The 25,949-nt window shown below is 61.3% G+C and carries 37 protein-coding genes; 2 read left to right on the top strand and 35 right to left on the bottom strand.

Translation table 11 applies throughout. The features are described from left to right. Positions 1–4: 4 nt before the first annotated feature. Both DPV79_RS23175 and DPV79_RS23170 read right to left on the bottom strand, forming a co-directional pair. The gene (locus DPV79_RS23175) at positions 5–2,221 is read right to left on the bottom strand and encodes a cytochrome c biogenesis protein ResB (RefSeq protein ID WP_113046560.1); all 2,217 of its coding nucleotides are present in this window, start codon (positions 2,219–2,221) and stop codon (positions 5–7) included. 122 nt (positions 2,222–2,343) lie between these two features. Then, positions 2,344–2,997: a c-type cytochrome gene (locus DPV79_RS23170; protein ID WP_113046559.1), complete on the bottom strand. Its 654-nt coding sequence runs from the start codon at positions 2,995–2,997 to the stop codon at positions 2,344–2,346. A gap of 214 nt (positions 2,998–3,211) precedes the next feature. Between DPV79_RS23170 and yihA the strand changes: the two genes are divergently transcribed. Together yihA and hemB are read left to right on the top strand one after the other, a co-directional pair. Next, positions 3,212–3,871: a ribosome biogenesis GTP-binding protein YihA/YsxC gene (gene yihA, locus DPV79_RS23165; protein WP_021161737.1), complete on the top strand. Its 660-nt coding sequence runs from the start codon at positions 3,212–3,214 to the stop codon at positions 3,869–3,871. Positions 3,872–4,124: 253 nt separating this feature from the next. Next, positions 4,125–5,123 (top strand): porphobilinogen synthase, encoded by a 999-nt coding sequence (hemB, locus tag DPV79_RS23160; RefSeq protein WP_021161736.1) that lies wholly within the window; start codon positions 4,125–4,127, stop codon positions 5,121–5,123. Positions 5,124–5,218: 95 nt separating this feature from the next. On the opposite strand, the gene dsbD is transcribed toward hemB, so the two are convergent. The 33 genes from dsbD to fusA all read right to left on the bottom strand — a co-directional run bounded on the left by dsbD (position 5,219) and on the right by fusA (position 25,854). Then, a complete protein-coding gene (dsbD, locus tag DPV79_RS23155; RefSeq protein ID WP_113046557.1) occupies positions 5,219–7,069 on the bottom strand; it encodes a protein-disulfide reductase DsbD in 1,851 nt (616 codons plus the stop codon). Then, positions 7,062–7,388, bottom strand: coding sequence for a divalent-cation tolerance protein CutA (gene cutA, locus DPV79_RS23150; protein WP_113046556.1), 327 nt, complete (start codon positions 7,386–7,388; stop codon positions 7,062–7,064). Before cutA ends, dsbD begins: the two co-directional genes overlap by 8 nt. A 208-nt stretch (positions 7,389–7,596) precedes the next feature. After that, positions 7,597–7,992 carry a 50S ribosomal protein L17 gene (gene rplQ / locus DPV79_RS23145; RefSeq protein ID WP_006477175.1) on the bottom strand — a complete coding sequence of 132 codons (396 nt, stop codon included), beginning with the start codon at positions 7,990–7,992 and terminating at the stop codon, positions 7,597–7,599. Between the two features lie 148 nt (positions 7,993–8,140). Next, positions 8,141–9,118 (bottom strand): DNA-directed RNA polymerase subunit alpha, encoded by a 978-nt coding sequence (locus DPV79_RS23140; protein ID WP_006477176.1) that lies wholly within the window; start codon positions 9,116–9,118, stop codon positions 8,141–8,143. Between the two features lie 124 nt (positions 9,119–9,242). Continuing rightward, entirely contained in the window at positions 9,243–9,866 is a 624-nt protein-coding gene (gene rpsD / locus DPV79_RS23135; RefSeq protein WP_021161733.1) for a 30S ribosomal protein S4, read from the bottom strand. A gap of 154 nt (positions 9,867–10,020) precedes the next feature. Beyond that, positions 10,021–10,422 carry a 30S ribosomal protein S11 gene (gene rpsK, locus DPV79_RS23130; RefSeq protein WP_004197937.1) on the bottom strand — a complete coding sequence of 134 codons (402 nt, stop codon included), beginning with the start codon at positions 10,420–10,422 and terminating at the stop codon, positions 10,021–10,023. A gap of 28 nt (positions 10,423–10,450) precedes the next feature. Further along, positions 10,451–10,816, bottom strand: a complete 366-nt coding sequence (gene rpsM / locus DPV79_RS23125) for a 30S ribosomal protein S13 (protein ID WP_006400641.1) — start codon at positions 10,814–10,816, stop codon at positions 10,451–10,453. A 38-nt stretch (positions 10,817–10,854) separates the two neighbouring features. Continuing rightward, entirely contained in the window at positions 10,855–10,971 is a 117-nt protein-coding gene (gene rpmJ, locus DPV79_RS23120) for a 50S ribosomal protein L36 (protein WP_004199844.1), read from the bottom strand. Positions 10,972–10,991: 20 nt separating this feature from the next. Beyond that, positions 10,992–11,210, bottom strand: coding sequence for a translation initiation factor IF-1 (gene infA / locus DPV79_RS23115; protein ID WP_004521905.1), 219 nt, complete (start codon positions 11,208–11,210; stop codon positions 10,992–10,994). Positions 11,211–11,218: 8 nt separating this feature from the next. Then, positions 11,219–12,568, bottom strand: a complete 1,350-nt coding sequence (gene secY / locus DPV79_RS23110; protein ID WP_006482915.1) for a preprotein translocase subunit SecY — start codon at positions 12,566–12,568, stop codon at positions 11,219–11,221. Positions 12,569–12,609: 41 nt separating this feature from the next. After that, positions 12,610–13,044, bottom strand: a complete 435-nt coding sequence (rplO, locus tag DPV79_RS23105) for a 50S ribosomal protein L15 (RefSeq protein WP_006482880.1) — start codon at positions 13,042–13,044, stop codon at positions 12,610–12,612. A 26-nt stretch (positions 13,045–13,070) separates the two neighbouring features. Continuing rightward, a complete protein-coding gene (rpmD, locus tag DPV79_RS23100; RefSeq protein WP_006400644.1) occupies positions 13,071–13,253 on the bottom strand; it encodes a 50S ribosomal protein L30 in 183 nt (60 codons plus the stop codon). Between the two features lie 15 nt (positions 13,254–13,268). Then, positions 13,269–13,787 (bottom strand): 30S ribosomal protein S5, encoded by a 519-nt coding sequence (rpsE, locus tag DPV79_RS23095; protein ID WP_006482895.1) that lies wholly within the window; start codon positions 13,785–13,787, stop codon positions 13,269–13,271. Positions 13,788–13,801: 14 nt separating this feature from the next. Next, entirely contained in the window at positions 13,802–14,167 is a 366-nt protein-coding gene (gene rplR, locus DPV79_RS23090; protein ID WP_006477183.1) for a 50S ribosomal protein L18, read from the bottom strand. Positions 14,168–14,179: 12 nt separating this feature from the next. Then, positions 14,180–14,710, bottom strand: coding sequence for a 50S ribosomal protein L6 (rplF, locus tag DPV79_RS23085; protein WP_006758786.1), 531 nt, complete (start codon positions 14,708–14,710; stop codon positions 14,180–14,182). Positions 14,711–14,728: 18 nt separating this feature from the next. After that, positions 14,729–15,124, bottom strand: coding sequence for a 30S ribosomal protein S8 (gene rpsH, locus DPV79_RS23080; protein ID WP_006477185.1), 396 nt, complete (start codon positions 15,122–15,124; stop codon positions 14,729–14,731). Between the two features lie 14 nt (positions 15,125–15,138). Then, positions 15,139–15,444 (bottom strand): 30S ribosomal protein S14, encoded by a 306-nt coding sequence (gene rpsN / locus DPV79_RS23075; RefSeq protein ID WP_011350676.1) that lies wholly within the window; start codon positions 15,442–15,444, stop codon positions 15,139–15,141. 7 nt (positions 15,445–15,451) lie between these two features. Further along, a complete protein-coding gene (gene rplE, locus DPV79_RS23070) occupies positions 15,452–15,991 on the bottom strand; it encodes a 50S ribosomal protein L5 (protein WP_006482882.1) in 540 nt (179 codons plus the stop codon). 16 nt (positions 15,992–16,007) lie between these two features. Further along, a complete protein-coding gene (gene rplX / locus DPV79_RS23065; protein ID WP_006477187.1) occupies positions 16,008–16,316 on the bottom strand; it encodes a 50S ribosomal protein L24 in 309 nt (102 codons plus the stop codon). A 9-nt stretch (positions 16,317–16,325) separates the two neighbouring features. Then, positions 16,326–16,694 carry a 50S ribosomal protein L14 gene (gene rplN / locus DPV79_RS23060; protein WP_006482918.1) on the bottom strand — a complete coding sequence of 123 codons (369 nt, stop codon included), beginning with the start codon at positions 16,692–16,694 and terminating at the stop codon, positions 16,326–16,328. Between the two features lie 309 nt (positions 16,695–17,003). Then, positions 17,004–17,276: a 30S ribosomal protein S17 gene (gene rpsQ / locus DPV79_RS23055; protein WP_006477189.1), complete on the bottom strand. Its 273-nt coding sequence runs from the start codon at positions 17,274–17,276 to the stop codon at positions 17,004–17,006. Further along, on the bottom strand, positions 17,273–17,467 hold the full coding sequence (gene rpmC / locus DPV79_RS23050; protein WP_006400652.1) for a 50S ribosomal protein L29: 195 nt from the start codon (positions 17,465–17,467) through the stop codon (positions 17,273–17,275). The genes rpsQ and rpmC overlap by 4 nt, the downstream gene beginning before the upstream one ends. Positions 17,468–17,476: 9 nt before the next feature. Beyond that, a complete protein-coding gene (gene rplP, locus DPV79_RS23045) occupies positions 17,477–17,893 on the bottom strand; it encodes a 50S ribosomal protein L16 (protein ID WP_006482873.1) in 417 nt (138 codons plus the stop codon). A 2-nt stretch (positions 17,894–17,895) separates the two neighbouring features. Next, complete coding sequence (rpsC, locus tag DPV79_RS23040) at positions 17,896–18,696, bottom strand: 30S ribosomal protein S3 (protein WP_006482899.1); 801 nt, start codon at positions 18,694–18,696, stop codon at positions 17,896–17,898. Positions 18,697–18,707: 11 nt separating this feature from the next. Continuing rightward, positions 18,708–19,037 (bottom strand): 50S ribosomal protein L22, encoded by a 330-nt coding sequence (gene rplV, locus DPV79_RS23035; protein WP_004199272.1) that lies wholly within the window; start codon positions 19,035–19,037, stop codon positions 18,708–18,710. 12 nt (positions 19,038–19,049) lie between these two features. Then, positions 19,050–19,325: a 30S ribosomal protein S19 gene (rpsS, locus tag DPV79_RS23030; protein WP_004199273.1), complete on the bottom strand. Its 276-nt coding sequence runs from the start codon at positions 19,323–19,325 to the stop codon at positions 19,050–19,052. A gap of 10 nt (positions 19,326–19,335) precedes the next feature. Continuing rightward, positions 19,336–20,163 carry a 50S ribosomal protein L2 gene (gene rplB / locus DPV79_RS23025; RefSeq protein WP_006482900.1) on the bottom strand — a complete coding sequence of 276 codons (828 nt, stop codon included), beginning with the start codon at positions 20,161–20,163 and terminating at the stop codon, positions 19,336–19,338. Positions 20,164–20,165: 2 nt separating this feature from the next. Further along, entirely contained in the window at positions 20,166–20,480 is a 315-nt protein-coding gene (gene rplW / locus DPV79_RS23020) for a 50S ribosomal protein L23 (RefSeq protein WP_004199275.1), read from the bottom strand. Next, the gene (gene rplD / locus DPV79_RS23015) at positions 20,477–21,097 is read right to left on the bottom strand and encodes a 50S ribosomal protein L4 (protein ID WP_006477192.1); all 621 of its coding nucleotides are present in this window, start codon (positions 21,095–21,097) and stop codon (positions 20,477–20,479) included. Before rplD ends, rplW begins: the two co-directional genes overlap by 4 nt. After that, complete coding sequence (gene rplC / locus DPV79_RS23010; RefSeq protein ID WP_006482922.1) at positions 21,097–21,747, bottom strand: 50S ribosomal protein L3; 651 nt, start codon at positions 21,745–21,747, stop codon at positions 21,097–21,099. The genes rplD and rplC overlap by 1 nt, the downstream gene beginning before the upstream one ends. A gap of 178 nt (positions 21,748–21,925) precedes the next feature. Further along, a complete protein-coding gene (gene rpsJ / locus DPV79_RS23005) occupies positions 21,926–22,237 on the bottom strand; it encodes a 30S ribosomal protein S10 (RefSeq protein WP_004199280.1) in 312 nt (103 codons plus the stop codon). 284 nt (positions 22,238–22,521) lie between these two features. Further along, on the bottom strand, positions 22,522–23,712 hold the full coding sequence (gene tuf / locus DPV79_RS23000) for an elongation factor Tu (RefSeq protein WP_057056448.1): 1,191 nt from the start codon (positions 23,710–23,712) through the stop codon (positions 22,522–22,524). A 39-nt stretch (positions 23,713–23,751) separates the two neighbouring features. Then, positions 23,752–25,854 (bottom strand): elongation factor G, encoded by a 2,103-nt coding sequence (gene fusA / locus DPV79_RS22995; protein WP_021161762.1) that lies wholly within the window; start codon positions 25,852–25,854, stop codon positions 23,752–23,754. Between the last annotated feature and the right edge of the window lie 95 nt (positions 25,855–25,949).

Genomic DNA, 25,949 nt, shown 5'->3' with positions numbered 1-25,949 from the left:
GATGTTACCGGGTGGAATTCTCGGAATCGGAACCGCCGCCGGCAGGCGAACGGGCCGTCGATGCCGCACCGGCCGGCGCGGCATCGCGAGGTGCGGCGTGCAAGGCGGCACCGGCCGCGTCGCGCGTCTGCACGTATTCTTTCTCGAAATCGAAGGTCTTGCGGGCCGTGGACATTGCCATCACCACATCGACGCCCGAACCGGCGTCCTTCAGCCAGAACCAGAGGCGCCGCTCGCGCACGTAGAACATCGAGAAGATGCCGGCGACCAGCAGCAGGCTGCCAAGATACACCAGATTCTTGCCGGGTGCGCGCGTCAACTGAAATACCGAAGCTTGCACCTGCTTGAATGAGTCAAGCTGCAAATAGACCGGCGATCCATACAAAAAGCTGTCGGATAGCGCGTTGATCGCGTTCTGTACGAAACGGATCGTGTCGGTGCCCTGCTGTGCCGCCGGCTCCCCCGCACGCTCGCGCGAGATCTGCCACACCTCCCACATCGAGCCTTCGAGCATCCGCAGCAGCAGGCTCGCGGCCTTCTCCTGCTCGGCCTTGGGCACCGAGCGATCGATGAACGTCGCCACGGCCTGGAAGCCGCCGATCGGCTGGCCGTCGGCGCCGCGGCCGACGCTGTCGTCGCTCGCCGCAAACAGGGTCAGCACCTTCAACGCGCTGTCCTGCAGGCGGCCGCGCAGCGATGCGTCGGTGCCCGGCAGCGAACGCTGCGCGAAGCGCGCGGCGGCTTCGGCGCGCACGGAGGGATCCTCGAGCGCGGCGCGCAGGTGCATCCATTCGCCGATCGAATCCTGGCTGTCGGCCGGAATCCGCATGTAGCGGAACGGGTCGTTCGGGCTCGTGCGCACGCCGGCGAGGAACACGCGCTCGCCGTTCATGTCGACGGGCAGCATGTAGTTGTTGAATTCGCGCGCCTGGCCGTCCTTGCCGCGAATCTTGTACTGCACGGACGGGCCGATGTTGTGGAGCTGCGTCGGCTTCGACGTCTTCGCGCCGGAGCCGAGCCGTTCGTCGAACACTTCCTTCAGCGAGCTCGTCGTCGCCACACCACGCACGTCCGGCTTGCCGTTCGCGTCGGCCATGTTCTCGACGTTGATCGCGCGGAAATCGGCGAACTCGATCGTGTCACCGTCGGCGCCCGGCATCTGCAGCGGCGCCGAACTGCCGATCGTGCCCTGCACGGGGAAGGTCTTCGCGTTGCCGCCCGTCATCGGATAGGCCGTCATCTGCATCTGCGAGCCGCCGTCCTGGAAGCTCGACTGGTAGATCGACACACCCTTGTACGTGAACGGCTTGTTGACCTCGACGCGCGCCGGGATTTTCCGGCCGGTCTCGCGATCGATCACGACGATGTCGCTCGCGAACAGTTTCGGCATGCCCGTCGTGTAGTAGTCGACGATGAACTTGTTGAGCTGGATCGAGAACGGCAGGTCCTGGATCAGCGAGCCGCTCGGCTGGTTCAGGATCGCGGTCGACACGAACTGGCCCTCGGGCACCCACGCGTAGCCGCGGAACGTCGGGTTCGACGCGGACAGGCGATGGTCGGGCGAGATCTCGCTGATCGTCGCGCTCGTGTTGACCGGGCTCTTGCCGAACATCCACATCTGGAATTTGATCGGCAGGTTGCTGTCGAGCAGGCCGCCGATACAGATCACGACGATCGCGAGGTGCGCGGAGATGTAGCCCCACTTGGTCATCGCGCCGCGCTTCGCGGAGATCAGCGTCGCGCCGTCGTTTTCACGCACGACGTGCTTGTAGCCGGCCTTGGTGACGAAAGTGGCGAGCGTTGCCGTGACGGTCGCGCGCGTGCCCGACGCCGTGTACTCGGCCTTGTGGTGGAAAGCCCGCAGGCTGCCTTCGCGAACCTTGTCCTTCCAGCTCTTTGCATCGGCGAGCATCTTCGGTGCGTTGCGGATCACGCACAGCGAGATCGACACGACGAGGAAGATCAGGATCAGCATGAACCACCACGCGCTGTACACGTTGTACAGGCCGAGCGAGCGGAAGATGTCCGCCCAGAACGGCCCGAACTGGTTCACGTAGTTCGGATACGGATCGTCCTGGGTCAGGACCGTGCCGATGATGCTCGCAATCGACAGCACCACCAGCAACGCAATCGCGAAGCGCATCGAGCTCAGCAGCTCGACCGCGCGCTTCGACGCACCCTGACCCGACTTCGACTGCAACCCCGACGTGGTAACGCTCATTCAAACTCCGACTGACAACAAAAAAGGGCAAGGCGGCCGCGACTGCGCGGCGCCCCACCCTTTTCTTGTTCTGACTCCGGCCGCCCTTCGGGCGTCCGGTCATTTCATTCGCGGCTGACCGCTCAACGCAGGCCCGCGATGTAATCCGCGACGGCCTTGATCTCGTTGTCCGACAGCCGCGTCGCGATCTGATGCATCGCCTCGTTGTTGTTGCGCGCGCCGGCACCCTGCTGGAACGCGGTCAACTGCGCGACCGTGTAATCGGCCCACTGCCCCGACAGACGCGGGTACTGGACCGGGAGACCCTGCCCTGTCGGCCCGTGGCAGCTCGCGCAGGCGGGTACGCCCTTCTCCGCGATGCCGCCTCGATAGATCTTCTGGCCGATCGGCACAGTCGCCGCATCGCGTGCGGTGCCGAGCTTCGTCGTCTGCGACCCGTAGTACGCGGCGACGTTGCGCATGTCGTCCGCGCTCAGCGCGCTCGCGAATCCGACCATCACCGCGCTGGTCCGCACCGGCCCCTTCGCGCCCGGCTGCGTCTTGAAGTCGTTCAACTGCTTGACCAGATATTCGGGATGCTGGCCGGCAAGCTTCGGGAAACTGCCCGACGCGCTATTGCCATCGGCACCGTGACACGATGCGCACACCTGCCCGGCAATCGCCTTGCCGCGGTCGAGATCCGGCTTTGCCGCCTCCGCCGCGTTTGCCTCCGCTACGAAACCTACGAACCCTGCTGCAACCTGAAGCACCATCAGAGACTTGCACAGTCGATTCATTCGCACACCCTGTTTCGTCTTGTGGGAATTTGAGGTTCTGCAAAAAACGACGGCGTTCAGTCTACCGCAGAAGCCACATAAAAGCGCGAGGCAGGCGCCCTGTGGCCTTCGGTAAAACCGCCGTATTGTACAATATCGTGTTGAAAGCTCCCGCGCCTATCGGGGCTACCCCGCCTCCACCAAGCGGCTCGCGCCGCCCGTCCTTCCGGTTCCCATGGCCTTTCTGCTCCATCAAGCCCGCTTCTACACGACCGTCAACCATCTGCGCGACCTGCCGCCGACGGTCCAGCCGGAAATCGCGTTCGCGGGCCGCTCGAATGCCGGCAAGTCGACGGCGATCAACGTGCTGTGCAACCAGAAGCGGCTGGCCTTCGCGTCGAAGACGCCCGGCCGCACGCAGCATATCAACTACTTCTCCGTCGGCCCGGCCGCCGAGCCCGTCGCGAATCTCGTCGACCTGCCCGGCTACGGCTACGCGGAAGTGCCCGGCGCCGCCAAGGCCCACTGGGAAATGCTGCTGTCGTCCTACCTGGCAACCCGCTCGCAGCTTTGCGGCCTGATTCTGATGATGGATTCGCGCCGCCCGCTGACCGACCTCGATCGCCGCATGATCGAGTGGTTCGTACCGACCGGCAAGCCGATCCACACGCTGCTGACGAAGTGCGACAAATTGACGCGGCAAGAAAGCATCAATGCGCTGCGGACCACGCAAAAGGGGCTCGATGCGTATCGTGACCAGGGCGTCCAGGGCAAGCTGACGGTCCAGCTGTTCTCCGCGATGAAGCGCACGGGGCTCGACGAGGCGCACGAACTGATCGAGAGCTGGGTGCGGCCGTCCGCCGCCGACGAAAAAAGCGAGCCTGTAGCACAATGATCGGGCAACGCGCGGCCGGGATCGGCGGCGCGCACCTGACGGCGCCTGCGGATTCGGCCGGCTCATAAAAAAACCCGCCGTTGAACGGCGGGTCAAACAGCCTAATCGAAAAACGACAGGCACCCGCTCAGGGAGGAGAAGCGGGGAGCTGCACGCGACGCGTGCCGCTCGATCGCTATCATATACCAACGCTCCCGAAAATGACCGAAGGGTTCCGTAAGGTCCTTCTTGCCCTGATTTCTACCCAATCGCCATGAGCTTTCATCCGCTTCATCGTCCGCGCCGGATGCGCCGCGACGACTTCTCCCGGCGCCTGATGCGCGAAAACCGCCTGACCACCGACGACCTGATCTATCCGGTATTCGTCGTCGAAGGCACCAACGAACGGCAGCCGGTGCCGTCGATGCCCGGCGTCGAACGCGTGTCCGTCGATCTGCTGATGCATGTCGCCGAGCAATGCGTCGAACTCGGCGTGCCTGTGCTGTCGCTGTTCCCGGCCATCGAGCCGTCGGTGAAAACGCCTGACGGCCGCGAGGCAGCCAACCCGGAAGGCCTGATCCCGCGTGCGGTGCGCGAGCTGAAGAAGCGCTTCCCCGAACTCGGCGTGCTGACCGACGTCGCACTCGATCCGTACACGAGCCACGGCCAGGACGGCGTGCTCGACGAGAACGGCTACGTGATCAACGACGACACGATCGAGATCCTGATCGATCAGGCACGCGCACAGGCGGAAGCCGGCGTCGACATCGTCGCGCCGTCGGACATGATGGACGGCCGCATCGGCGCAATCCGCGAGATGCTGGAAAGCGACGGCCATATCCATACGCGCATCATGGCCTATTCGGCCAAGTTCGCATCGGCGTTCTATGGCCCGTTCCGCGACGCGGTCGGCTCGGCGTCCAACCTGGGCAAGGGCAACAAGATGACCTACCAGATGGATCCGGCGAACAGCGACGAAGCGTTGCGCGAAGTGCGCCTCGACATCGACGAGGGCGCCGACATGGTGATGGTCAAGCCCGGCATGCCGTATCTCGACATCGTGCGCCGGGTGAAGGACGAGTTCCGCTTCCCGACCTACGTGTACCAGGTGAGCGGCGAATACGCGATGCTGAAGGCCGCAGCGATGAACGGGTGGCTCGACCACGACAAGGTCGTGCTCGAATCGCTGCTCGCGTTCAAGCGTGCGGGCGCCGACGGCGTGCTCACGTACTTCGCACTCGACGCCGCACGCCTCCTGAAAGCGCAGCGCTGAACCACGCGCCGGCAGCGCGACGAAAAACGGCGGGACACTTCAGTGTCCCGCCGTTTTCGTTTGCAGTCGGTGGACAAGCCACCGACAAGCGTGCGCTACACCGTTGGTACCGCCGCGCGATCGAGACTGCGCAGAAACGTCTCGGCCGCCTGATAGCCGACCACACGGCCGATTTCGTTGCCGTTGCGATCGAAGAAGATGATGCCGGGCGGCCCGAACAGGTTGAAGCGCTTGAGCAGCGCCTGGTCGTCCGGATTGTTCGCGGTGACGTCCGCACGTACCAGATGAAGCTGCGCGAGCCGCGTCTGCACGCGTGAATCCGTGAACGTCAGATGCTCCATCTCCTTGCAGCTCACGCACCAGTCGGCGTAGAAGTCGAGCATCACGGGCTGGCCCGACGTCTTCAGCAGCGTGTCGAGTTCGCCGCTGGAGCGCACCGAAGCGAACGCCGGCCCCTGCTGCCCGGCAGCCGCACCGGCTGCCGACACATCGCCCGACGCGACCGTGCGCGCAGCAAGGACAGCCAGCGGCTTCACGGGGTCGTTGGAGCCCGCTGCAAGACCGACCAGCAGCGTCGCCGCCCAGATCGCGAGCGCGGCGCCGAGGCCACGGCCGAGGCGGCGCCAGATCGACGCGGCGCCGGCATGCGGCGTGAACAGGCCAAGCGCCGCGGCCGCGATGAGCAGCCACAACGCGGCGAGCACCATCTTCAGGCCGCCGGCCAGCACCGGCCACACGATCCACAGCGCGGCCGCGAGCAGCACGATGCCGAAGAACACCTTCACGCCGTCCATCCATGCACCTGCGCGCGGCAGCACCGTACCCGCACCGATGCCGACCACGAGCAACGGCACGCCGAGCCCCAGCCCCATCGCGAACAGCGCGGCACCGCCGAGCAGCGCATTGCCCGTGTGTGCGATGAAAGCGAGCACCGCGAACAGCGGCGCCGTCATGCATGCGCCGACCACCAGCGCGGACAACGCGCCCATCGCGGCAACCGCAACGAAGTGACCGCCCTGTCGCGCGCTCGACACTTCGGCTGCACCGTTCTGCCAGCGCGCGGGCAGCGCGATGTCCTTGCCCGAAATCAGCGACACCGCGAACGCGGTGAGCAGCACGCCGAACGCGCCGAGCACCCAAGGGTTCTGCAGCCACGCGCCGAGGCTCTGGCCGACCAGCGCCGCGGCAATGCCTAGCACCGTATAGACGAGCGCCATGCCGACCACGTACGTCAGCGACAGCGCAAAGCCACGCGCATGCGTCGCGCGCGTGCCCTGGCCGATGATGATCGCCGACACGATCGGGATCATCGGGTACGAACACGGCAGGAGGCTCAGCACGACGCCCGCGACGAAATACAGCGCGACGATCGTGAAGAAGCCGTGCCCCTCGAGCAGCGACTGCGCGAAATCGGCGCTCGTGACCTTGTCGAACCAACTGCCCTCGGCAGCCGCATCGCCGGAAGACGAGGCCGCACCCAGTGCGGCGCCGTCGACCTTCACGACGTGCTCGGCGGGCGGATAGCAGATCCCTTCGTCGGCGCAGCCCTGCGACGTCACCGCGAGCTCGAACGGCCCCGACGCCTGCTTAACGGGCACGTGAACGACGACTTCGTCGCGGTAGGTCTCGACGTTCTTCTGGAACGTCTGGTCGAACTTCACATGGCCGGCGGGGAACTGCGGCTCGCCGAGCGTCGCCTGCCCGCGCTTCACCGCGAACGCGAACCGCTCGCGGTACAGGTAATAGCCGTTGGCGACCTTGAAGCGAACGTCCACCTGCCCCGGCGATTCGCTCGCGCTGAACTTGAACGCCACCGACGGATCGAGGAAATCGTCGGCCGCACGCGCGACCGACAGGCCGCCGCCCAGCGCGAGCATGAACGACAACAGGACTGCGAGGAACCGCAGCGCGCGCACGCGCACGGAAAGCGCCATACCGTTAAACATGAAATAGACGTTGAGTTTCGCTGGTCACCCACTGGCCGTAAGCGGCCGAGGCCGTCGCCTGCCACGAGACGATTTCAGGTGTCTCGTATGGATGATGCTCGAGAATAAATCGTTCCAGTTCGAGCGCCCGCACGGGGCTCGTCTTGAACAGCAACTGGATCTCGTCGGCCGTTTCGACCTTGCCCTGCCAGTGATAGCGCGACCTGATCGCACCGAGCTCCGACACACACGCGGCAAGCCGCGCATCGAGCGCACCGGCGGAAAGCGCTTCGGCGGTCGCGGCATCGGGCACCGTCGTCAGCATCAGCACCACTATCATCCGCGCCCTCCTGGCTGGTCTATCGGCACCTGACTCCTGCCGACGCACATTGCCCACCCGGGAGCGCACCGGCTGCCCCGTATCGTAGCGCAGCCCGCGCAACGCTGCCGGCACCACCCTGCGACAATCGATCGCAGCCGCCGCTTCAAAAACAAAAAGGGCCAAGCAATTGCTCGGCCCCTTTCAGATACTGCTGCGTACCGGAAGCTTATTCAGCTTCTTGCACGTTTTCCGTTTCGTCGACTTCCGGACGATCGAGCAGTTCGACCAGTGCCATCGGTGCGTTGTCGCCCACGCGGAAGCCGAACTTCAGCACGCGCAGGTAGCCGCCCGGACGGTTCGCGAAACGCGGACCGAGCACGTCGAACAGCTTCGCCACCGAGTCACGATCGCGCAGGCGGTTGAACGCCAGGCGACGGTTTGCCAGCGACGGCTTCTTGCCGAGCGTGATCAGCGGCTCGACGACTTTACGGAGTTCCTTCGCCTTCGGCAGCGTCGTCTTGATGACTTCGTGCTCGATCAGCGAGTTGGACATGTTACGGAGCATAGCCAGACGGTGGCTGCTCGTGCGGTTCAGTTTCCGCAGACCATGACGATGGCGCATTTCAGTTTCCTTGATTCAAAGTTTTGATCCAGCTCTTCTATCGCACCTCGATGGGTGCACGGGCCGGTAACGAAAAAAGCAAGATGCGGATTTTAAAGGAAAATCCGCATCTTTGCCAACTACAGCAACAGCAGCGCTACAAGCGGGCTTACTTGTCGAGACCAGCCGGCGGCCAGTTTTCGAGCTTCATGCCCAGCGTGAGACCGCGCGAAGCGAGCACTTCCTTGATCTCGTTGAGCGACTTGCGACCGAGGTTCGGCGTCTTCAGCAGCTCGTTTTCCGTGCGCTGGATGAGATCGCCGATGTAGTAGATGTTCTCGGCCTTCAGGCAGTTCGCCGAACGAACCGTCAGCTCGAGATCGTCCACCGGACGCAGCAGGATCGGATCGATCTGCGGTGCACGCGACGGCGCTTCGGCTGCCGTTTCCGTGCCTTCCAGCGCCGCGAACACGGACAGCTGGTCGACCAGGATGCGGGCCGATTGACGGATCGCTTCTTCCGGCGTGATCACACCGCTCGTTTCGATGTTCATCACGAGCTTGTCGAGGTCGGTACGCTGCTCGACACGTGCGCTTTCGACCGCATAGCTCACGCGGCGAACCGGCGAGAACGATGCGTCGAGGACGATGCGGCCGATGATCTTGGCCGTGTCTTCGCCGTAGCGACGGACGTTGCCGGGCACATAGCCGCGACCCTTTTCGATCTTGATCTGAACGTCGAGCTTGCCACCCTTCGACAGGTGCGCAATCACGTGATTCGGGTTGATGACTTCGCAGTCGTGAGCCAGCTCGATATCGCCGGCCGTGACAACGCCTTCACCTTCCTTGCGCAGCGTAACCGTCACTTCGTCACGGTTATGCAGCTTGAACACCACGCCCTTCAGGTTCAGCAGCAGGTTGACGACGTCTTCCTGCACGCCATCCAGCGTCGAGTACTCGTGCACCACGCCCGCGATCGTCACTTCGGTCGGCGCGTAGCCAACCATCGACGACAGCAGCACGCGGCGAAGCGCATTGCCCAAGGTATGGCCGTAACCGCGTTCGAACGGTTCCATGACCACCCTCGCGTGGTTCTCGCCCAGCGATTCCACGGCGATGATCTTGGGTTTCAGCAAACTGGTTTGCATGGGCTTTCCTTTTCAATACCCTCGGCTCGTTACACCGATAAGGCTGACCGGTAACAACCAGAAAATAAACAGCCGAGGCCCCTCCTTGCGCAACGCAATCGGGGTACCTCGGCCGTCAATCGGATTAACGCGAATACAATTCGACGATCAGGCTTTCGTTGATGTCGCCTGCGATTTCAGCGCGTTCCGGCATTTGCTTGAACGTGCCTTCGAACTTCTTCGCATCGACTGCAACCCAGCTCGGCATGCCGCCTTGCTCGGCCAGCGACAGCGCTTCGACGATACGCGCTTGCTTCTTCGCCTTTTCGCGGATCGCGACGATGTCACCCGCCTTCACTTGCTGCGACGGGACGTTTGCGACGACGCCGTTCACGGTGATCGACTTGTGGCTCACCAGCTGACGCGCTTCAGCGCGGGTCGAGCCGAAGCCCATGCGATACACGACGTTGTCGAGGCGCGACTCGAGCAGTTGCAGCAGGTTTTCACCCGTGTTGCCCTTGCGGCGGTCGGCTTCAGCGAAGTAGCGACGGAACTGACGCTCCAGCACGCCGTAAATGCGCTTGACCTTCTGCTTTTCACGCAGCTGCGTACCGTAGTCGGACGTACGTGCGCCCGAGGTACGGCCGTGCTGGCCCGGCTTGCTGTCGAGCTTGCACTTGTCGGCGAGCGAGCGGCGCGCGCTCTTCAGGAACAGGTCGGTGCCTTCACGGCGGGACAGCTTGGCCTTAGGGCCGATATAACGTGCCACTTTGCATTCCTTTATCAATCAGTCACGCGGATCGAAATCCGCGCTAGTTCGCTCCCTTTGGGGCGAACGGTGGGCTTAGTCAATCAAAAAAGCAACGCCCGTCGACGCTACGCGGCGACAGGCAATGTGCCAGCACGAACGTGCCAGCACATCTTTAGATACGACGACGCTTCGGCGGACGGCAGCCGTTGTGCGGAATCGGGGTGACATCCGAAATCGCGGTGATCTTGATGCCGAGGCCGTGCAGTGCGCGCACTGCCGACTCACGACCCGGGCCCGGGCCCTTGATCCGCACTTCCAGATTCTTCACGCCGTATTCCATCGCGACGCGGCCAGCCGACTCGGCTGCGACCTGGGCAGCGAACGGCGTCGATTTGCGCGAGCCCTTGAAGCCCTGACCGCCCGACGTCGCCCATGCCAGTGCGTTGCCTTGGCGATCGGTGATCGTGATGATCGTGTTGTTGAACGACGCGTGAACGTGAACCACGCCTTCAGCGACGTTCTTCTTAACCTTCTTGCGAACGCGTTGCGCCGCGGTGTTCGAAGCCTTAGCCATTACGTTTTCCTGTAACTGTCAGTTCCGCTTACTTCTTCAGCGCTTGCGCTGCACGACGCGGACCCTTGCGAGTACGTGCGTTCGTACGCGTACGCTGACCGCGCATCGGCAGGCCCTTGCGATGACGAACACCACGGTAGCAACCGAGGTCCATCAGGCGCTTGATGTTCATCGTCACTTCACGGCGCAGATCGCCTTCGACGACAAACTTGCCCACTTCTTCACGCAGCTTTTCCAAGTCTGCGTCGGTCAAGTCCTTGACCTTCTTCGAAAAATCGACGCCAGCTGCCACGCAGATGCTGCGCGAACGGGTGCGGCCGATACCGAAGATAGCCGTCAGGCCAATCTCGGTATGCTGGTGATTCGGGATGTTAACCCCTGCGATACGAGCCATTGTTTTTCCTCAAACAAAAAGCGCAAACAAACGCGCGGTCAGCCTTGGCGCTGCTTGTGGCGCGGATCCGAGCTGCAGATCACGCGAACGACGCCTTTGCGCTTGATGATCTTGCAATTGCGGCAAATGCGCTTAACCGATGCCATCACTTTCATGATAATACCCTTTTTTCAAATCACTTCGCCCGGAACACGATCCGCGCACGAGACAGATCGTAAGGCGTCAATTCAACCGTCACCTTGTCGCCCGGGAGAATGCGGATGTAGTGCATCCGCATCTTTCCGGAGATATGCCCCAACACGACATGGCCGTTTTCCAGCTTCACGCGGAAGGTCGCATTCGGGAGGTTTTCGATCACCTCGCCCTGCATCTGGATTACATCGTCTTTGGCCATAGTCCTTATTAACGCATTGGGATGTTGCCGCCCTTGAAGTTAGCCTTCTTGAGCAGTGACTCATACTGTTGCGACATAACGTACGACTGCACCTGCGCCATAAAGTCCATCGTGACGACGACAATGATCAGCAGCGACGTTCCACCAAAATAAAACGGCACGTTCCAGCGCAGCACCAGGAATTCCGGCAGCAGACACACGAAGACGATGTAGATCGCACCGGCCAGCGTCAGACGCGTGAGGATGCGGTCGATATATCGTGCGGTCTGATCGCCCGGACGGATACCCGGAACAAACGCGCCGCTCTTCTTCAGGTTGTCTGCGGTTTCCCTGCTGTTGAACACCAGTGCGGTGTAGAAGAAGCAGAAAAACACGATCGCCAGCGTGTACAGCAACACATAGACCGGCTGGCCCGGCTTCAGCGCTTCCGCAACGTTATGCAACGTGTTGGAAATCCAGCTTCCCGTCGGCTGACCGGTACTGAACCAGCCGAGAATCGTTGCCGGGAACAGAATGATCGACGATGCGAAGATCGGCGGAATCACACCCGACATGTTCAGCTTCAGCGGCAGATGCGACGACTGCCCACCGTAGATCTTGTTGCCGACCTGGCGCTTCGCGTAGTTCACGAGGATCTTGCGCTGCCCGCGTTCGATGAACACGACCAGGTAAGTCACCGCGGCAATCAGGACGACGATGATGATCGCCGAAATGATGCTCATCGAACCCGTACGCACCAGCTCGAACAACCCACCGACGGCATTCGGGAACCCTGCTGCGATCCCGCCGAAGATGATGATCGAGATACCGTTGCCCAGACCACGCTCGGTAATCTGCTCGCCGAGCCACATCAGGAACATCGTGCCGGTAACCAGCGTCACGACCGTCGTCAGACGGAACAGCATGCCGGGATCGGTGACGAGGCCCGGCTGGTTTTCCAGCGCAGCCGCGATACCGAACGCCTGGAAGGTCGCGAGCACGACGGTGAAATACCGTGTGTACTGCGTGATCTTCCGTTGCCCTGCCTGCCCTTCCTTCTTCAGCGCCTCGAGCTGCGGCGATACGATCGCCAGCAACTGCATGATGATCGACGCCGAAATGTACGGCATGATCCCCAGCGCAAAGATCGTGAAGCGGGAAAGCGCGCCACCCGAGAACATGTTGAACATGCCCAGGATGCCGCCCGCCTGGCTCTGGAACAGCTTAGCCAGTTGATCCGGATCGATGCCCGGCACGGGAATGTGCGCGCCGATGCGATAGACGATCAGCGCCAGGAGCAGGAACATCGCTCGCCGGCGCAGATCGCCGAATTTCGCCGTGCTTCGACCGGGTTTTGCAAGACTCGGGCTGTTAGCCAAGTACCTTCTCCGATGAATGCAAATGACGACGCGCTAGCGTGTCACTCGGCGAACGAACCGCCAGCCGCTTCGATCGCAGCACGCGCACCCTTGGTGGCACCGAGACCCTTCACGACGATCTTGCGCTTCAGTTCGCCCGTCGCGATGATCTTTGCGCTCTTCGTCAGCTCGCCGACCAGGCCGGCTTGCTTCAGTGCGAGCAGATCGATCTCATCGACCGGCAGCTTCTCGAGGTCGCCCAGGCGCACTTCACCGACGAATTCCTTCGTCAGCGACGTGAAGCCGCGCTTCGGCAGACGACGTTGCAGCGGCATCTGACCGCCTTCGAAACCGACTTTGTGGAAGCCGCCCGAACGCGATTTCTGACCCTTGTGACCACGGCCAGCCGTCTTGCCGAGGCCCGAACCGATGCCACGGCCGACGCGACGCTTGGCGTGCTTGGCGCCAGCTGCCGGCTTCAGGTTATTCAATTCCATATCAACTCCTTGATCCGTAGGGCCGCTTACGCGATGACCTTAACGAGGTACGAGACCTTGTTGATCATGCCGCGGACCGCCGGCGTGTCCTGAAGCTCGCTGACCGAGTTGAGTCGGCGCAGGCCCAGGCCACGCACGGTCGCGCGGTGCGATTCGCGGGTCCCGATCAGGCTCTTAACGAGCTGAACCTTGACAGTTTTTTCAGACATGGTGACCACCCGGGCTTAGCCCAAAATTTCTTCGACGGACTTGCCGCGCTTCGCCGCGATGTCTGCCGGGGTGGACTGCTTGCGCAGACCGTCCAGCGTGGCGCGAACGAGGTTGTACGGGTTCGTCGAACCGTGGCTCTTTGCCACGACGTTCTGAACGCCCATCACGTCGAACACTGCGCGCATCGGGCCGCCGGCGATCACGCCCGTACCTGCCTTCGCCGGAGCGAGGAGGACAGCGGATGCGCCATGCTTGCCGTGCACTTCGTGTTGCAGCGTGCCGTTCTTGAGCGGCACCTTGAACATGTTGCGGCGAGCTTGTTCCATTGCCTTCTGGACAGCGACCGGCACTTCCTTCGCCTTGCCCTTGCCCATACCGATGCGGCCATCGCCGTCGCCAACCACGGTCAGTGCGGCGAAGCCGAGAATACGGCCACCCTTCACGACCTTGGTCACGCGGTTGACCGAAATCATCTTTTCGCGAAGGCCGTCGTCGCGCTCGTCAGCCTGAACTTTCGCTTGCATCTTTGCCATGACGAATTCCTTCCTTAGAACTTGAGCCCAGCTTCGCGAGCTGCCTCAGCCAGCGCCTTGACGCGGCCGTGGTAGCGGAAGCCCGAGCGGTCGAAGGCGACGGATTCGATGCCGGCAGCCTTTGCCTTCTCGGCAATACGCTTGCCGATCAGCGTCGCGGCATTAACGTTGCCGCCCTTGCCCGACTTGTCGGCCAGTTCAGCGCGCACTTCTGCTTCGAGCGTCGACGCGCTGGCGAGCACCTTGGTGCCGCAGGGCGAGAACACTTGAGCGTAGATGTGCGTGTTCGTGCGATGCACGGCGAGACGCGCGACCTGCAGCTCAGCGATCTTGATACGCGTCTGGCGAGCGCGGCGCAGGCGAGATTGAGTCTTATCCATGATTGCGCACCCTTACTTCTTCTTCGTTTCTTTGAGGATCACAACCTCGTCGGAATAGCGCACGCCCTTGCCCTTGTACGGCTCCGGCGGACGGTAACCGCGAACTTCCGCAGCTACTTGACCGACTTGTTGCTTGTTGATCCCCTTGATCACGATTTCGGTTTGCGTCGGGGTTTCTGCCTTGACGCCTTCCGGCATCTGGTGCACCACCGGGTGCGAGAAACCCAGCGACAGGTTCAGCTTGTCGCCTTGCGCTTGCGCACGATAACCGACGCCAACCAGCGTCAGCTTGCGCTCGAAACCCTTGGTCACGCCGTGCACGGCATTCGCGATGATCGCGCGCATCGTGCCCGACAGTGCATTTGCTTCGCGGCTTTCGTCCACCGGCGACAGGTTCAGCGTGCCGTCGTTGTTCGCCACGTTCACGAGCGGATTGATCGCTTGCGTGATGGTGCCCAGCGGGCCCTTGACGGTGATCGCACCGTCGGCCAGCTTGACTTCCGCGCCTTGCAGCGCGATCGGGCTCTTACCTACTCGAGACATGTTTCTCTCTCCTCGGCTTTAAGCGACGTAGCAGATGACTTCGCCGCCGACGCCGGTAGCGCGCGCCTTGCGGTCGGTCATCACGCCCTTCGGCGTCGACACGATTGCCACGCCCAGGCCGTTCATGACCTGCGGAATGTCGTTACGGCCGCGGTACACGCGCAGACCAGGCTTCGACACGCGCTCGAGGCGTTCGATGACCGGGCGACCTGCGTAGTACTTCAGCGCGATATTCAGTTCGGACTTCGCACCTTCCGCCTTGACGGCGAAATCGTCGATGTAACCTTCGTCCTTCAGGACTTGTGCGATTGCAACCTTGACCTTCGACGAGGGCATCGCAACCGATACCTTCTCGACCATCTGCGCGTTGCGGATGCGAGTCAGCATATCGGCGATAGGATCACTCATGCTCATTTACGTTTCTCCTATTACCAGCTCGCCTTGGTCAGGCCAGGAATCTCGCCACGGAATGCGATTTCACGAATCTTGTTACGCGCGAGGCCGAATTTACGGAACGTGCCACGCGGACGGCCCGTGATCGCGCAGCGGTTACGCTGGCGGGTCGGGTTTGCGTTGCGGGGCAATTGCTGCAGCTCAAGGCGTGCTTCGTAGCGCTCTTCTTCCGACTTGCTTTGGTCTTCGACGATCGCCTTCAGCGCATCGCGCTTTGCTGCGAACTTCGCGACCAGGCGGGCGCGCTTCTTTTCACGTTCGATCAGTGCCAGTTTAGCCACGGTAACCTCAGTTTCTGAACGGGAACTTGAAGCTGGCGAGCAGAGCCTTTGCTTCGTCGTCGGTCTTCGCAGTCGTCGTGATGCTGATGTTCAGCCCACGCAGTGCGTCGATCTTGTCGTAGTCGATTTCGGGGAAAATGATCTGCTCTTTCACACCGATGTTGTAGTTGCCACGGCCATCGAAAGCACGACCCGACACGCCGCGGAAGTCACGCACGCGGGGCAGGGCAACCGTCACGAAACGGTCGAGGAATTCGTACATTGCACGGCCACGCAGCGTCACCATCGCGCCGATCGGGTAACCCTGGCGGATCTTGAAGCCTGCGATTGCCTTGCGTGCCTTCGTCACGACCGGCTTCTGACCAGCGATCTTCGTGAGGTCGCCAACGGCGTTCTCGATGATCTTCTTGTCAGCGATCGCTTCGCCAAGACCCATGTTCAGCGTGATCTTGGTGATGCGCGGCACTTCCATGACCGACTTGTAACCGAACTTCTCGATCAGGCCGGGCACAACCTTTTCTTTGTAAAACTCTTGAAAACGAGCCATTTTTTACTCCGCTGCGTCAGGCGCTCAGTACGGCACCGGTCGTCTTCAGGAAGCGAACCTTCTTGCCTTCCTCGACCTTGATGCCAACACGCGACGCCTTGCCATTCGCGTCGACCAGTGCGACGTTCGAAATATGCAGGGGCATCGTCTTCGCTTCCACGCCACCCGTCGTACCCTTCATCGGGTTCGGCTTCACATGCTTCTTGACGAGGTTGATACCTTCAACCGTCACATGCTCTGCACCGACAGCCAGCACGACGCCGCGCTTGCCCTTGTCCTTGCCAGTGACGACGATGACTTCGTCACCTTTGCGAATCTTGTTCATCGCGACTCCTTACAGCACTTCCGGCGCCAGCGAAACGATCTTCATGAATCGTTCGCTACGCAGCTCACGCGTCACCGGCCCGAAGATACGGGTGCCGATCGGCTCGAGCTTGTTATTCAAAAGCACAGCGGCGTTGCCGTCGAACTTGATCAGCGAGCCGTCTTGACGGCGCACGCCCTTGGCGGTGCGGACCACCACGGCGTTGTAAATTTCGCCTTTCTTCACGCGCCCGCGCGGCGTTGCCTCTTTGACGCTCACCTTGATGATGTCGCCAATGCCGGCATAACGACGCTTCGAGCCGCCGAGCACCTTGATGCACAGGACTTCACGTGCACCCGTGTTGTCGGCTACTTCGAGCCGAGATTCGGTCTGGATCATGGTTTGTCTTTCCCAACTTAATCCGGATGCACCACCATGATGCATTCGGTCAGTCTTGGTCCCGTCAGCCAATCGGCTGCTTGGGTTGGAACAGCAGCGACGGCAAACGAAACCCGCCATCGCAATTCGGTGAATCTTTCGGACAGGCAGGCGCCAGTCCGCTTCCCCCACCAACTTCGCCCGCGACGGGGCTCCCATAAAGAGGGAAGACCAGGATTATAACAAATAACCCTGGTCACGCAAGCAAAAACTTTGCGATTTCAAGCACTTCGTGGAGAAGTGCCCGTTACTGCCTACTGCGCTGCCCGCTTAGATGACGCGAGCTGCTTCGACGAGGCGCGACACCGTCCAGGCCTTCGTCTTCGAAACAGGACGAGTTTCCTGGATTTCGACGAGATCGCCTTCGTTGTAGGTGTTCGCTTCATCGTGCGCGTGGTACTTCTTCGAGCGCACGACATACTTGCCGTAGATCGGATGCTTGACGCGGTGCTCGATCAGCACGGTGACGGTCTTGTCCATCTTGTTGCTGACGACCCGACCGACCAGCGTCCGCTTCAGCGAGGTTTTCACGCTATCGTTCATTTCTGGTTCGCCTTCTGAGTCATGACGGTCCGCACACGTGCGATGTCGCGACGAACCTTCTTCAGCTGGCTCGTGTTCGTGAGCTGCTGAGTCGCGAGTTGCATGCGCAGGCCGAATTGCGCCTTCAGCAGGTCCGCCAGCTCCTTGTTGAGCGCGGCCTGGTCTTTCTGGAGAAGTTCGGAAGCCTTCATGTTTTCTCCTTAGGCGCCGAGCTGGCGCACGATGAATGCCGTCTTGAGCGGCAGCTTGGCTGCAGCCAGACGGAACGCTTCGCGTGCCAGTTCTTCGGTTACGCCGTCCATTTCATAGAGCATCTTGCCCGGCTGAATCTCGGCGACGTAGTACTCCGGGTTACCCTTACCGTTACCCATACGCACTTCGGCCGGCTTCTGCGAAATCGGCTTGTCCGGGAAGATCCGGATCCAGATGCGGCCGCCACGCTTGATGTGACGCGTCATTGCACGACGCGCCGCTTCAATCTGGCGTGCGGTCAAACGACCGCGACCGATCGCCTTCAGGCCGAATTCACCGAACGACACTGCGTTGCCGCGCGTCGCCTTGCCGGTGTTACGACCCTTCTGCTCTTTACGATACTTTCTGCGTTTCGGTTGCAGCATCGTTATTCTCCAGTCTTGCCGTCTTCGGGCTTGCCGGCGCCACGGCGCGGTGCGCCACGACGAGCACCCGGAGCGCCGCCTTCGCCGTCACGGCGCGGACGACGGTCGCCCGGACGCGCATTGCGACGCGGACGCTTGTCTTCGGCTACTTCTTCCACCACCGGTGCGTCGTTGCGGCCGAGCGTGTCGCCCTTGTAGACCCACACCTTGACGCCGATGATCCCGTAAGTCGTCTTCGCTTCCGAAGTCGCGTAGTCGATATCAGCACGCAGCGTGTGAAGCGGCACGCGACCTTCGCGATACCACTCCGTACGAGCGATTTCGATACCGTTCAGACGGCCTGCGCTCATGATCTTGATGCCTTGGGCACCCAGACGCATCGCGTTCTGCATCGCACGCTTCATCGCGCGACGGAACATGATCCGGCGCTCGAGCTGTTGCGTGATCGAGTCAGCGATCAGCTGAGCATCGGTTTCCGGCTTGCGGATTTCTTCGATGTTGACGTGAACCGGCACGCCCATGCGGCGTTGCAGTTCCGTCTTCAGCTGTTCGATATCCTCGCCCTTCTTGCCGATGACCACGCCCGGACGCGAGCTGTAAATCGTGATGCGCGCGTTCTTCGCCGGACGCTCGATGACCACCCGACCGACCGAAGCGTTCTTCAGCTTCTTCTTCAGGTATTCACGAACACCGATGTCTTCCTGCAGCATCGCCGCGAAATTGTTGTTGTTCGCGTACCAACGCGAAGCCCAATTGCGGCTGACAGCCAGGCGGAAGCCAGTCGGATGAATTTTCTGTCCCATCGTATGGCTCCTTAATTCCCGACCGTCACAGTGATGTGACAGGATTGCTTCTCGATGCGGTTACCGCGGCCCTTGGCGCGCGCGGTGAAACGCTTGAGCGATGCAGCCTTGTCGACGTAGATGCTCTTGATCTTGAGCTCGTCGATATCAGCGCCTTCGTTGTGCTCCGCATTCGCGATTGCCGACAGCACAACCTTCTTCACGATGCCAGCCGCCTTCTTCGGCGAGAACGTCAGAACGTTCAGCGCCTTGTCGACCGGCAAACCGCGGATCTGGTCAGCCACAAGGCGCGTTTTCTGCGCCGAGATGCGGGCACCGCGATGAATTGCTTTCACTTCCATCTTGATTGCCCCTTATTTCTTGGCCTTCTTGTCGGCTGCGTGACCCTTGAACGTACGGGTCAGTGCGAACTCGCCAAGCTTGTGGCCGACCATGTTTTCCGAGATGTACACCGGAACGTGTTGACGGCCGTTGTGAACAGCGATCGTCAGGCCGATGAAATCCGGCAGAATCGTCGAGCGACGCGACCAGGTCTTGATCGGCTTTTTGTCGCGCGAAGCTGCAGCCGCCTCAACTTTCTTCAGCAAATGGGCGTCGCAGAACGGACCTTTTTTAACAGAACGTGCCATTGCCTACTCCTTAACGCTTGTGACGGCGCTGGACGATCATCGTCGTCGTGCGCTTGTTGCTGCGGGTGCGGTAACCCTTAGCCGGCGTACCCCACGGGCTCACCGGGTCGCGACCTGCAGCCGTCTTGCCCTCACCACCACCGTGCGGGTGATCAACCGGGTTCATCGCAACGCCACGCACCGTCGGGCGGATACCGCGCCAGCGGTTCGCGCCAGCCTTGCCGATCTGGCGCAGGCTATGCTCTTCGTTGCCGACTTCACCGATCGTTGCACGGCACTCGATGTGCACGCGGCGGATTTCGCCCGAACGCAGACGAACCTGCGCGTAGACGCCTTCACGTGCGAGCAGCATGGCCGACGTACCAGCCGAACGCGCCATTTGCGCGCCCTTGCCCGGCAGCATCTCGATGCAGTGGATCGTCGTACCGACCGGAATGTTGCGGATCGGCAGCGTGTTGCCTGCGCGGATCGGCGCTTCCGAACCCGACATCAGCTGTTGGCCGACGGTCAGGCCCTTCGGGGCGATGATGTAGCGACGTTCGCCGTCTGCGTAGAGCACCAGCGCGATGTTCGCGCTACGGTTCGGGTCGTACTCGAGACGCTCGACCTTTGCCGGGATGCCATCCTTCGTGCGACGGAAATCGACGATACGATAGTGTTGCTTGTGACCACCACCCTTGTGACGCGTGGTGATACGGCCATTGTTGTTACGGCCGGCGGTCGAGCTCTGCGAGTCGAGCAGTGCCGCGAACGGCTTGCCCTGGTGCAGGTTCTTGTTGACCACCTTGACCATCGCGCGGCGACCCGGCGATGTCGGCTTAACTTTAACGATTGCCATGATTACTTGGCCTCCGCTTCAAAGTTGATTTCCTGGCCGGGCTTCAGGCAAACGTACGCCTTCTTCACGTCCTTGCGGCGGCCCATCGAACGGCCAAAGCGCTTTTGCTTGCCCTTCTGAACCAGCACGTTGACGGAATCAACTTCAACCTTGAACAGCAGCTCGACAGCCGCCTTCACTTCCTGCTTCGTGGCATCCGGTGCGACTTCGAACACGACTTGCTCGTTCTTGTCGGCAACCAGCGTCGCCTTTTCCGAGATCACCGGTGCGAGCAGGACCTGCATCAAACGATGATCGTTCTTGCGAATCTCGCTCATGACAGCAACTCCTCGATCTGGGCGACCGCAGCCTTCGTGACCAGCACTTTCTTGAAGTAGATCAGCGACAGCGGGTCAGCGTAGCGCGGCTCGACAATTGCCACGTGCGGCAGGTTGCGCGATGCCAGGTACAGGTTTTCGTCAACCGTGTCGGTGATGATCAGCACGGAGTCGAGACCCATGGTCTTGAATTTGTCGGCCAGCAGCTTGGTCTTCGGCGCTTCGAGGATGATGTCCTCGACGACCGACAGACGGCCTTCACGGGCCAGCTGCGAGAAGATCGAGCAGAGACCTGCGCGATGCATCTTCTTGTTGACCTTGTGCGAGAAGTTTTCTTCCGGCGAATTCGGGAAGATACGACCACCGCCACGCCACAGCGGGCTCGACGACATACCGGCACGAGCACGGCCCGTACCCTTCTGGCGCCACGGCTTCTTGGTCGTGTGCTTGACTTGCTCACGGTCCTTCTGTGCGCGGTTACCCTGGCGAGCATTCGCCTGGTAAGCGACGACGACCTGGTGGATCAGCGCTTCGTTGTAGTCACGACCGAACACGACGTCCGATGCGTTGACCACTGCACCTTCCTGACCATTTTCGTTCAGGAGCTTGAGTTCCATTATTTCGCCCCCTTGGTCTTGACGGCCGGCGTCACGAAGACCTTGCCGCCCTTCGCGCCCGGAATCGCACCCTTCACGAGCAGCAGCTTGCGCTCTGCGTCGATACGAGCGATTTCGAGGTTCTGCACCGTCACCGTCACGTCACCCATGTGACCCGTCATGCGTTTACCCGGGAAAACACGACCCGGATCCTGCGCCATACCGATCGAGCCCGGCACGTTGTGCGAGCGCGAGTTACCGTGCGTCGCACGGCCGGAGGAGAAGTTGTAACGCTTGATCGTACCGGCGTAGCCCTTACCGATCGACACGCCTTGCACGTCGACCTTCTGGCCCACTTCGAAAAGATCAGCACCGACCACGGCGCCATTCGACAGCTCAGCTGCCTTGGCCGCGTCAATGCGGAATTCCTTGAGGATTTCACCGGCTTCGACACCGGCTTTGGCGAGATGACCTGCCAGCGGCTTCGTCACGCGCGATGCACGACGGGAGCCGAATGCAACCTGCACGGCCGTGTAGCCGTCGGTTTCAACAGTCTTGATCTGCGTCACGCGGTTGTCCGACACGTCCAGCACGGTGACAGGAATCGAATCCCCTTCAGCCGTGAAGATACGGGTCATGCCAACCTTGCGACCTACGAGTCCAAGGCTCATCATTTTCTCCATTCCCGACTGCGATTGGTCGGGGCTGATTTACAAAATGCCGGGCACGCAAGGCCCAACTTTTTTACGCGAATACGCGAAAAGCCAAGCAGTATAGCCCAACTTCTCGATTTCCGCAAGCAATACAAAGACTTAGCGCCACCCGGCAAGCCGGAAGGCGCCGAAAGCCTTACTGCAGCTTGATTTCCACGTCGACGCCAGCCGGCAGGTCGAGCTTCATCAGCGCGTCAACCGTCTTGTCGGTCGGATCGACGATGTCCATCAGGCGCTGGTGGGTACGGATTTCGAGCTGATCGCGCGACGTCTTGTTGACGTGCGGCGAACGCAGGATGTCAAAACGCTGAATGCGCGTCGGCAGCGGCACCGGGCCACGGACGATTGCGCCAGTCCGCTTCGCGGTATCGACGATTTCGGCAGCCGATTGATCGATCAGACGATAGTCGAAAGCCTTCAGGCGAATGCGGATTTTCTGTTGCTGCATGACGATTCCTTGAAAAGAGCGAGGCGATGTTGCACCGCCGGACACTAAAAGAACGCGAAACCTGCTGCCTGCGGGGAGCGAAGCGACAGGTTCCGAACGGTACTTCCACTGCTAAGCCCGCGATTCTACACGAAAAATCGGAGAGGTGGTGCGGGTTTGTCAATGTGCGGACGGCACGCCATAAAGAAAAACCGGGTGCCAGCGCAAGCTGAACACCCGGTTTCGACGGTACAACTGCATACCGCAGGATCGCGGGTCCCGGAAGGACCCGCGGATCGTCGATCTTAGTCGAGGATCTTGGCGACGACGCCAGCGCCGACCGTACGGCCGCCTTCACGGATTGCGAAGCGCAGACCTTCTTCCATCGCGATCGGAGCAATCAGCTTCACCGTGATCGACACGTTGTCGCCCGGCATCACCATTTCCTTGTCCTTCGGCAGCTCGATCGAGCCCGTCACGTCCGTCGTACGGAAGTAGAACTGCGGACGGTAGTTGTTGAAGAACGGCGTGTGACGGCCGCCTTCGTCCTTGCTCAGCACGTACACTTCAGCCGTGAAGTGCGTGTGCGGCGTGATCGAACCCGGCTTCGCCAGAACCTGGCCACGCTCCACGTCTTCACGCTTCGTACCGCGCAGCAGGATACCGACGTTGTCGCCTGCCTGACCTTGGTCCAGCAGCTTGCGGAACATTTCAACGCCCGTGCAGGTCGTCTTCACCGTCGGCTTGATACCGACGATTTCGATTTCCTCGCCGACCTTCACGATGCCGCGCTCGACACGACCCGTCACCACCGTACCACGGCCCGAGATCGAGAACACGTCTTCCACCGGCATCAGGAACGCGCCGTCAACTGCACGCTCCGGCGTCGGGATGTACGTGTCCAGCGCATCTGCCAGGCTCATGATCGCCACTTCGCCCAGCTCGCCCGTGTCGCCTTCCAGCGCCAGCTTGGCCGAACCCTTCACGATCGGCGTGTCGTCGCCCGGGAAGTCGTACTTCGACAGGAGTTCGCGAACTTCCATCTCGACCAGCTCGAGCAGTTCAGCGTCGTCCACCATGTCGCACTTGTTCAGGAACACGATGATGTACGGAACGCCAACCTGACGCGCCAGCAGGATGTGCTCACGCGTTTGCGGCATCGGGCCGTCTGCTGCCGAGCAAACCAGGATCGCGCCGTCCATCTGCGCTGCGCCCGTGATCATGTTCTTCACATAGTCAGCGTGGCCCGGGCAGTCGACGTGTGCGTAGTGGCGGTTAGCCGTTTCGTACTCGACGTGTGCCGTGTTGATCGTGATGCCGCGTGCCTTTTCTTCCGGTGCCGCGTCGATCTGGTCGTACGCCTTCGCTTCGCCGCCGAACTTCTTCGTCAGAACCGTCGTGATCGCTGCCGTCAGCGTCGTCTTGCCGTGGTCAACGTGACCAATCGTACCAACGTTCACGTGCGGCTTGGTCCGCTCGAATTTACCTTTTGCCATGATTCTCTTCTTTCAAAAATTATCGATTGAGATAGCGAATTACTTCGACTTCGCGCTGATGATCGCATCAGCAACGTTGCGCGGAGCTTCAGCGTAGTGCTTGAACTCCATCGTGTACGTTGCACGACCTTGCGTCAGCGAGCGCAGCGACGTCGAATAGCCGAACATTTCCGACAGCGGTACTTCGGCGCGCACGATCTTGCCGCCGCCAACCATGTCTTCCATGCCCTGGACGATACCGCGACGGCCCGACAGGTCGCCCATCACGTTGCCCATGTAGTCTTCCGGCGTCTCGACTTCGACAGCCATCATCGGCTCGAGGACGACCGGGTTCGCCTTGCGCATTGCTTCCTTGAACGCCATCGAACCGGCCATGCGGAACGCGTTTTCGTTCGAGTCAACGTCGTGGTACGAACCGAACGTCAGGTGAACCTTCACGTCGACGACCGGGAAGCCGGCCAGCACGCCCGACTTCAGCGTGTCCTGGATACCCTTGTCGACCGCCGGGATGTATTCACGCGGAATCACACCACCCTTGATCTCGTCGAAGAACTCGTAGCCCTTGCCTTGTTCGTTCGGCTCGAGCGTGATGACCGCGTGACCGTACTGGCCGCGACCACCCGACTGCTTGACGAACTTGCCGTCGACGTCCTTCGCCGTCGAACGGATCGTTTCGCGGTATGCAACCTGCGGCTTGCCGACGGTCGCTTCCACGCCGAATTCACGCTTCATCCGGTCGACCAGAATTTCGAGGTGGAGCTCGCCCATGCCCGAAATGATGGTCTGGCCCGACTCTTCGTCGGTCTGCACGCGGAACGACGGATCTTCCTGTGCCAGACGGTTCAGCGCCAAGCCCATCTTTTCCTGGTCAGCCTTGGTCTTCGGCTCGACAGCCTGCGAAATCACCGGCTCCGGGAACACCATGCGCTCGAGCACGATCGGGTTTGCCGGATCGCACAGCGTGTCGCCGGTGGTCGCTTCCTTCAGGCCGACCGCAGCAGCGATGTCGCCTGCACGGACTTCCTTGATTTCTTCACGCTGGTTCGCGTGCATCTGCAGAATACGGCCGAGGCGTTCCTTCTTGCCCTTGGTCGAGTTCAGCAGCGTGTCGCCCGAGTTGACGACGCCCGAGTACACACGGAAGAAGATCAGCTGGCCGACGAACGGGTCGGTCATGATCTTGAACGCGAGCGACGAGAACTTCTCGTCGTCCGACGCCTTGCGCTCAGCTTCTTCACCGTTTTCGAGCTCGCCCTTGACCGGCGGGATGTCGACCGGCGACGGCAGGAAGTCGATCACGGCGTCGAGCATACGCTGCACGCCCTTGTTCTTGAACGCGGTACCGCACAGCATCGGCTGGATTTCGCACGCGATCGTACGGTCACGCAGCGCCTTGACGATGTCGGCTTCCGGCAGATCGCCTTCTTCCAGGTACTTGTTCATCAGGTCTTCGCTGGCTTCAGCAGCCACTTCGACCATCTTTTCGCGCCATTCCTTGCAGGTCTCTGCGAGCTCGGCCGGGATGTCGACGTAGTCGAACTTCGTGCCTTGCGACGCTTCGTCCCAAATGATCGCCTTCATCTTGATCAGGTCGACGACGCCCTTGAAGTTTTCTTCCGCGCCGATCGGCACCACGACCGGAACCGGGTTCGCCTTCAGGCGCAGACGGAGCTGGTCGTAGACCTTGAAGAAGTTCGCGCCGGTACGGTCCATCTTGTTGACGAACGCAAGACGCGGCACCTTGTACTTGTTAGCCTGGCGCCACACCGTTTCCGACTGCGGCTGCACGCCGCCCACTGCGCAGTACACCATGCACGCGCCGTCGAGCACGCGCATCGAACGCTCCACTTCGATCGTGAAGTCGACGTGGCCCGGAGTGTCGATGATGTTGATGCGGTGTTCCGGATAGTTGCCGCCCATGCCCTTCCAGAAGGCCGTGGTAGCAGCGGACGTGATCGTGATACCACGCTCCTGTTCCTGCTCCATCCAGTCCATCGTGGCTGCGCCGTCGTGGACTTCACCGATCTTGTGGTTCACACCGGTGTAAAACAGAATGCGCTCGGTCGTCGTCGTTTTGCCGGCGTCGATGTGAGCGCTAATACCGATATTGCGGTAGCGCTCGATAGGAGTCTTGCGAGCCACTTTGATCCTCTACTGGGATGACACGATGCAGCCCTGCTGCATCATGCTTCAACACAAACGGGCGAGGCGCCTGAAAAGCGCACCCGCCCGGAATT

The sequence above is a fragment of the Burkholderia reimsis genome, assembly GCF_003294055.1.
GTDB lineage: Bacteria > Pseudomonadota > Gammaproteobacteria > Burkholderiales > Burkholderiaceae > Burkholderia > Burkholderia cepacia.
Note: the sequence above shows the minus strand (reverse complement) of the source record. Positions and strands in the feature narration are given on the sequence as shown.